This is a genomic window from Corallococcus sp. AB049A, from assembly GCF_003668885.1.
In the GTDB taxonomy this organism is placed as follows: Bacteria; Myxococcota; Myxococcia; order Myxococcales; family Myxococcaceae; genus Corallococcus; species Corallococcus interemptor.
In genome coordinates, this window is sequence record NZ_RAWL01000465.1 from 1 (window position 1) to 6,421 (window position 6,421).

Annotated in this window: 6 protein-coding genes and 1 pseudogene; 6 read left to right on the top strand and 1 reads right to left on the bottom strand. The window is 69.2% G+C overall.

What is annotated here, in order from left to right:
- Window positions 1–174: pseudogene (locus tag D7X55_RS33555) on the bottom strand (phosphoribosylformylglycinamidine cyclo-ligase); the annotation flags it as partial.
- Window positions 175–326: 152 nt separating this feature from the next.
- Here D7X55_RS33555 and D7X55_RS33560 point away from each other — a divergent pair.
- From D7X55_RS33560 to D7X55_RS45565, 6 genes are all read left to right on the top strand, one after another.
- Window positions 327–977, top strand: a complete 651-nt coding sequence (locus D7X55_RS33560) for a Crp/Fnr family transcriptional regulator (RefSeq protein ID WP_120549954.1) — start codon at window positions 327–329, stop codon at window positions 975–977.
- A gap of 1 nt (window position 978) precedes the next feature.
- A complete protein-coding gene (locus D7X55_RS33565) occupies window positions 979–1,734 on the top strand; it encodes an MBL fold metallo-hydrolase (protein ID WP_121725185.1) in 756 nt (251 codons plus the stop codon).
- Between the two features lie 68 nt (window positions 1,735–1,802).
- Window positions 1,803–2,660 carry an acetyl-CoA carboxylase, carboxyltransferase subunit beta gene (accD, locus tag D7X55_RS33570; RefSeq protein ID WP_120549956.1) on the top strand — a complete coding sequence of 286 codons (858 nt, stop codon included), beginning with the start codon at window positions 1,803–1,805 and terminating at the stop codon, window positions 2,658–2,660.
- A gap of 19 nt (window positions 2,661–2,679) precedes the next feature.
- Window positions 2,680–3,993 carry a folylpolyglutamate synthase/dihydrofolate synthase family protein gene (locus D7X55_RS33575; RefSeq protein WP_199747274.1) on the top strand — a complete coding sequence of 438 codons (1,314 nt, stop codon included), beginning with the start codon at window positions 2,680–2,682 and terminating at the stop codon, window positions 3,991–3,993.
- Window positions 3,994–4,002: 9 nt separating this feature from the next.
- Window positions 4,003–5,274: an alpha/beta fold hydrolase gene (locus D7X55_RS33580; protein ID WP_120549957.1), complete on the top strand. Its 1,272-nt coding sequence runs from the start codon at window positions 4,003–4,005 to the stop codon at window positions 5,272–5,274.
- A gap of 98 nt (window positions 5,275–5,372) precedes the next feature.
- A partial coding sequence (locus D7X55_RS45565) for an AMIN domain-containing protein (RefSeq protein WP_121725186.1) occupies window positions 5,373–6,421 on the top strand: 1,049 nt, incomplete at its 3' end.

Consider the following 6,421-nt stretch of genomic DNA (forward strand, 5'->3'; position numbering starts at 1 on the left):
CACCAGCACCGGCGCCTGGTACTTGCCGGGCGGCAGTGCGAACAGGCCGCCGAACCCGCCCACTCCGCCCAGGACTTCAGGGCGCGTGGTGCGCGCGGCATGGGGCTTGATCTTCTCGACGAACGCGTCGCCGGCCTCGATGTCTACTCCGGACTGCTTGTAGGTCGTTCCCACGGGCCGGCCTTGTATCCCTCCTAAAAGCCCCTGTCTCGGGCCTCGGAACGGCCGTGTCGGGTTTGCGGCGCAGGGCCGCCCTCGGGCACGGAGGCGATATCGGTCAGGGATATTTGACCGGTGCGGTGGGGGCTGATTGACTCGCGGGCCAGATGGGCGCCGAGGAAACCCTCTTTCAACGTTTTGGCAAGGAGTTCCCCAAGGGCACCGAGCTCTTCCGCGAGGGAGAGATCGGCAAGGAGATGTTCGTCATCCAGTCCGGGAAGATCGCCATCTCCAAGCGCGTGCGCGACGTGGAGAAGGTCCTCGCCGTGCTGGGCCCGGGCGAATTCTTCGGCGAGATGGCCATCATCTCCAACAAGCCCCGGAACGCCTCCGCCGTGGTGCATGACGACGCGAAGCTGCTCGTCATCGACCCCAAGACCTTCGAGGCGATGATCCGCGGCAACGCGGAGATCGCCGTGCGGATGATCAAGAAGCTGGCCGAGCGCCTCTCCGAGGCGGACGCCCAGATTGAGAACCTGCTCCACGGCGACCCGGCCAGCCGCGTCGTCCATCAGATCCTCCAGGCCTGCCAGACGCGCGGCCGGCCGCTGGAGGAGGGCGTGGAGGTGGACTTCGCCGTCCGGGAGATGCCCCGGCAGATTGGCGTGGGCGAGCCCGCCGTACGCAGCATGCTGGAGCGCCTGGAGCGCGCGGGCCTCATCGAGCGCAGCGGGGACCGCATCACCGTGTACGACACGGCCCGGCTGCACGACTTCCTCAACTACCTCGAGATGAAGTGGAAGTTCGGAGACCTCTAGCGTGAAGCTGCAAGTCCTCGGGTGCCACGGCGGCGAGCTTCCCACGTGCAGGAGCACCTGCTTCCTCGTGGACGACGTGCTCGCGCTCGACGCGGGCGCACTCACGGGCACGCTCTCGCTGGAGCAGCTCTGCAAGGTGGACGACATCCTCGTCGGCCACAGCCACTTCGACCACGTGAAGGACCTGCCGCTGCTGGCCGACCTGGTCATTGGCCGCAGGGCCAGGCCCGTCACCATCCATGCCTCCCGCGAGTGCGCCAAAGCGCTGCGCGAGAACATGTTCAACAACGCGCTCTGGCCGGACTTCACGCGCATCCCCACGCGCCACAAGCCCGTCCTGGCCATCAAGACCTTCCGCGCCGGCAGCACCTTCCAGGTAGGCCCCTACACCGTGAAGAGCGTGCCGGTGAGCCACCCCGTGGAGTCCTGCGCCTTCATCATCAGCGACGGTAGGTCGTCGCTGGCCATGAGCGGCGACACCGGCCCCACGGACAAGCTGTGGAAGGCGCTCAACGCCACGAAGAACCTCAAGGCGCTGCTGTTGGAGACCAGCTTCCCCAACAGCCTCCAGGCCCTGGCGGACATCTCCGGCCACCTGACGCCCGCGACGGTGGGCTCGGAGCTGCGCAAGTTCGACCGGAACGGCGCCCAGGTGATGCTCTACCACCTGAAGCCCGCCTTCGTGACCCAGCTCAAGAAGGAGCTGGCCCCGCTGCCCGTGAACGTCCTGGAGCTGGGCGAGACGTTCCACTTCTAGGGGCGTGCCGCGGCGCGGCGTACGCGGGTATTGACGGTTCGCGGCGGCCGGATTAACCCCCGGGCCTCATGGCCTGGTTCTCCAAGAAGCCCCGCATTGCCGTCGCCGCTGATTCCGAGAAAGCCGCCGAGCCCCAGCCCTCCCGCATGCAGGGCCTCTGGGCCAAGTGCGAGCAGTGCGACGAGATCATCTACCGCCAGGAGCTCGAGAAGAACTGGATGGTGTGCATGCACTGCGAGCACCACCACGCCTGGACGGCTCGCGCTCGGCTGGCGGCCACGCTGGATCCGGACTCCTTCGAGGAGTTCGACAAGGAGCTGGAGCCCCAGGACCCGCTCGGCTTCACGGACTCCAAGAAGTACAAGGACCGGCTGAAGTCCACGCGCAAGAACCTGGAGGAGAACGACGCGTTCATCTCCGGCGTGGGCCGCATCGAGGGACACCCCGTCTCCATCGGCTCGTTCGTCTTCGAGTTCATGGGCGGCTCCATGGGCTCCGTGGTCGGTGAGAAGGTCACGCGCGTGTTCGAGCGCGCCTTCGAGCTCAAGTGCCCCGCGGTGGTGTTCTCCGCCTCCGGCGGCGCGCGCATGCAGGAGGGCATCTTCTCCCTCATGCAGATGGCCAAGACGTCCGCGGCGATTGCCCGCTTCCGCAACAGCGGCAAGCCGTACGTCTCCGTGATGCTCAACCCCACCACGGGCGGCGTGGCCGCGTCCTTCTCCTGGCTGGGCGACATCATCCTCGCGGAGCCCAAGGCCCTCATCGGCTTCGCCGGCCCGCGCGTGATCGAGCAGACCATCCGCCAGAAGCTGCCGGAGGGCTTCCAGCGCTCGGAGTTCCTGCTGGAGCACGGGATGATCGACGCCATCGTCCACCGCAAGGACCTGCGCGCGAAGCTGGGGCAGATCCTCGGCATGCTGGGGTAGGGCGGCGGGCCTCCACCCCATGGACGCGCCGCGCACTCCGGAAGACGCCCTGCGCTTCTTCCAGGCGCTCAACCCCTCCGGCATCAAGCTGGGGCTGGAGCGGGTGAAGGACGCGCTCGCCGCGCTCGGCCATCCCGAGCGCGACTACCCGGCGCTGCACGTCGCCGGCACCAACGGCAAGGGCAGCACCTGCGCCTTCGTGGCGCGCGCGCTGGAGGCCGCCGGCCACCGCGTGGGGCTCTACACGTCCCCGCACCTGGTGCGCGTCAACGAGCGGATCCGCGTCTCGGGCGAGGACATCCCGGACGCCGTCTTCGGGCAGCGCATCTTGGAAGTGCTGGAGCGCTATCCCTCCGCGCTGTCGGATCCGATGACGTACTTCGAGTTCGGCACCGTGGTGGCGCTCTGGCACTTCTCCCGCGAGCGCGTGGACGTGGCCGTGCTGGAGACGGGCCTGGGCGGCCGGCTGGACGCCACCACCGCCGCGAACCCCGTGGTGACGTGCGTCACCCCCGTGTCGTTTGATCACATGGAGTACCTGGGCCACACGCTCCGCGAAATCGCCTGGGAGAAGGCCGGCATCTTCAAGTTCGGAGTGCCGGTGGTGCTGTCCCGGCAGGAGCCGGAGGCCCTGGAGTCGCTCCTGCGCCGCGCGGAGCAGCTGTCCGTGCCCGTCCAGGTGGAGGGCCGCGACTTCGGCATCGTCCCCGGGTCCGATGGGACGCTTTCATACCGGGGATCCGGTTGGTCACTCGACGGGGTCACGCTCGCGCTGCGCGGTCCGTATCAGCACCAGAACGCGGCGGTGGCCCTGGCCTGCCTGGCAGCCCTCCGCGACCGGGGCGTGAAAGTGACACCGGAGGCCGCGCGCGAGGGCCTGGCCACCGCGCGCTGGCCGGGGCGGCTGGAGGAGGTCGCCCAATCCCCAGTCGTCGTGGTGGATGGCGCCCACAACCCGGCGGGCGTGGCGGTGCTGCTGGAGGCACTGGACTCGCTCTACGCAGGGCGGCCGCTGCACCTTGTGTTCGGTGTGGTGGCGGACAAGGACCGGGGGCCGATGATGCAGGCCCTGTTTCCGCTGGCGGCCTCCGTGCACCTGACGCCCCTGGACACGCCGCGCTCGCTTGCCCCGGAGCGATACATCGATGAAGCACGGGTTCTGTGTCCGCGGGTCGTCGCGCACGCCTCCCTGGAAGAGGCCCTTGCCGGAGCGAGGGCCGATGCAGTGGGTCGCCCGGACGGCGTCGTGCTGGCTACAGGCTCACTGTTCCTGGTGGGCGCCGTGAAGCGATGGGTTGACCGAAGCCTTGGCGCGACGCGGCAGCAGCAGTAACTTTGCGACATGCGCCTGCCGGACTGGAGATCAGCGCTTCCGGGACCTCCGATGCCCACTGTGGATGAGGTCGACTTCCGGGCGCTGTATTCGAAAACAAACTACGTGGTGGAGACGGCGGACGGCTGGTCGCTCGTCATCACGCGCTACCGGCCGGTGAAACAGGCGTTCGCGCAGCCGCTGTTCGGTGAGCCGCTTTTGCTGGTTCACGGCTTCTCCCAGAACCGGCACACGTGGACGAGCGGGCAGTTCGTCAAGAACCTGCTCTTCTTCGGGGTGGACATCCACATCCTGGAGCTGCGCGGACACGGCAAGAGCTCCATCGCCTTCCAGAAGGAGCGCGCCGAGCGCTTCAAGCGCCCGCTGCCGCAGGACCTGGATTACGGCTGGGACCTGGACAGCTACTTCCTCTACGACCTGCCGGCGGCCGTCTCCGGCGTCAAGCGCATCACCCGGCGCGAGCGCGTCTTCTACTGCGGCCACTCCATGGGCGGCATGCTGGGCTACGGCTACGCCGGCATCCACGACGACTTCGAGGGGCTCATCACCATCGGGTCGCCCGCGGACCTGGGGCGAGGCTTCATGCTCCTGCGCATGCTGGCGCACGGCTCGCCGCTGGTCGCGAGCGCGGTGGACATGACGCTGGGCGGGCTGAACCTGAACCGCCGCGCGTCCTCGCTGGGCCGGTCGCTGCTGGCGAAGGGGGCGGGCGCCTTCAGCCCCGCGCTCCAGAAGCGCCTGGATCCGGACCCGGGCAAGCCGCTCGTGTTCAACGCGGTGCCGGTGGACGTGGTGCTCAAGTGGGTGGAGCGCCAGCTGTCGCACGCGGACGAGTCCGCGCTGTATCAGCGCTTCACGCGCAAGCTGAACCGGCTCATCAACACGGAGCGCGTCAGCCGCGACGACATCCGGTGGCTCCTGCGCGAGGGCGGCGAGCGCGAGCCTCGCAAGGTGATTGAACAGTTCGCCCGGTGGATCCGCCGGGGCGAGATGGTCTGCTACCGCACGGACTACGACTTCAAGCGCGGCTTCGGGAAGATTGAAATCCCCATGGCCATCATCTTCGGGGACATGGATCCGCTGGCTTCCGTGGAATCCACGCGCAGCGTCTACCGCGCGGCGAAGAGCGAGTACCTGCTGTGGCGGCCGGTGAAGGGCAACAGCCACGTCGAGCTCACCATGGGGCACGACATCCGGCAGATCTGCTACGACATCAAGAACCTCATCGAATACACCCGCACGCACCGCACGCGCTCGCCGTCCATGCCGCGCTTGCGTTGAAGCGCGGACGTTCCGGCCAGACTGAAAAGTTGGTGCCTCCCGGGTGCGTGATAATTTCGCGCGCGTCTGTCTTCTGACGCATGTCACGGGAGTGGTCGATGAAGGGCTTCGCGGTGTCGCTGCTGGGATTGTGGCTTGTGCCGTGGGTGGCGCTGGCGCAGCAGCCGGCGGACCTCAACACCATCACGGCCATCTCCGTGAGCGGCGGGACGGTGGAGATCACCGGCAGCAAGAAGCCGGACTTCAACAGCTTCACCATGACGGATCCGCCCCGGCTCGTCATCGACGTGTCCGGCGCCGTGTTCCAGGGCGTGGCGGAGGAGCAGCCGGTGGGCAACGGCACCGTCACCGGCATCCGCACCGCCACCTACGGCACGGAGTCCGCGTCCATCGCGCGCATCCTCATCGGCTATGAGCGCGAGGTGGAGACGGACATCCAGTCCTCCGGCAACAAGCTGGTGATCAAGGTGCTGGGCGGCGGGGGCGGCGCGGTCGTCGCGCAGGTGACGCCTTCACCGGAAGGGCAGGGCACGGCGGCGCAGGGGACCCCCACCACTGCGGCCAACACGCCGGCCGGAGCCAGCGCGCAGGACGCGGCCCGCGCCGCCGCGTCGGACCGGGAGGCGCAGGAGAAGGCCGTGAAGGCCGCCGCGGACGCCGCCCGGGCGGAGCGCGAGGCCCAGGAGAAGGCCGCCGCCGAGGCCGCCGCTCGGGCGAAGGCGGATTCGGACGCGCAGCTCAAGCGCCAGGAGGAGGCCCGCGCCGCCGCGCAGCGCCAGGACGAGGAGCGCCGCCAGTCCGAGGCCGCCGCCGCCCAGGAGAGCAAGCGCCAGGAGGAAGAGGCCCAGGCCTCGGCGAAGCGCGCCGAGGACGAGCGCCGCGCCACCGCCCAGGCCGCCGCGGACCAGAAGCGCCAGCGGGAGGAGGAGGCGAAGTCCGCCGCCGAGGCGAAGCGCGCCGCCGCGCAGGCCGCCGCCGACGAGAAGAAGGCCGCGGCCCAGGCCGCCGCCGAGGAGCGCATGGCCGCGGCGAAGACGGCCGCGGAGAAGAAGCGGGCCGCCGCCCAGACGGCCGCGGAGGAGCGCAAGGCCGCCGCGCAGGCCCGCCGCGAGGAGCAGCTGGCGGCCCACGAGGCCGCCGCCGAGAA

What these genes read in the sequence shown, in the direction of transcription:
- D7X55_RS33560 (WP_120549954.1), top strand. Translation starts at nt 327, where the DNA reads ATGGGCGCCGAGGAAACCCTCTTTCAACGTTTTGGCAAGGAGTTCCCC.
- accD (WP_120549956.1), top strand. Translation starts at nt 1,803, where the DNA reads ATGGCCTGGTTCTCCAAGAAGCCCCGCATTGCCGTCGCCGCTGATTCC.
- D7X55_RS33575 (WP_199747274.1), top strand. Translation starts at nt 2,680, where the DNA reads ATGGACGCGCCGCGCACTCCGGAAGACGCCCTGCGCTTCTTCCAGGCG.
- D7X55_RS33580 (WP_120549957.1), top strand. Translation starts at nt 4,003, where the DNA reads ATGCGCCTGCCGGACTGGAGATCAGCGCTTCCGGGACCTCCGATGCCC.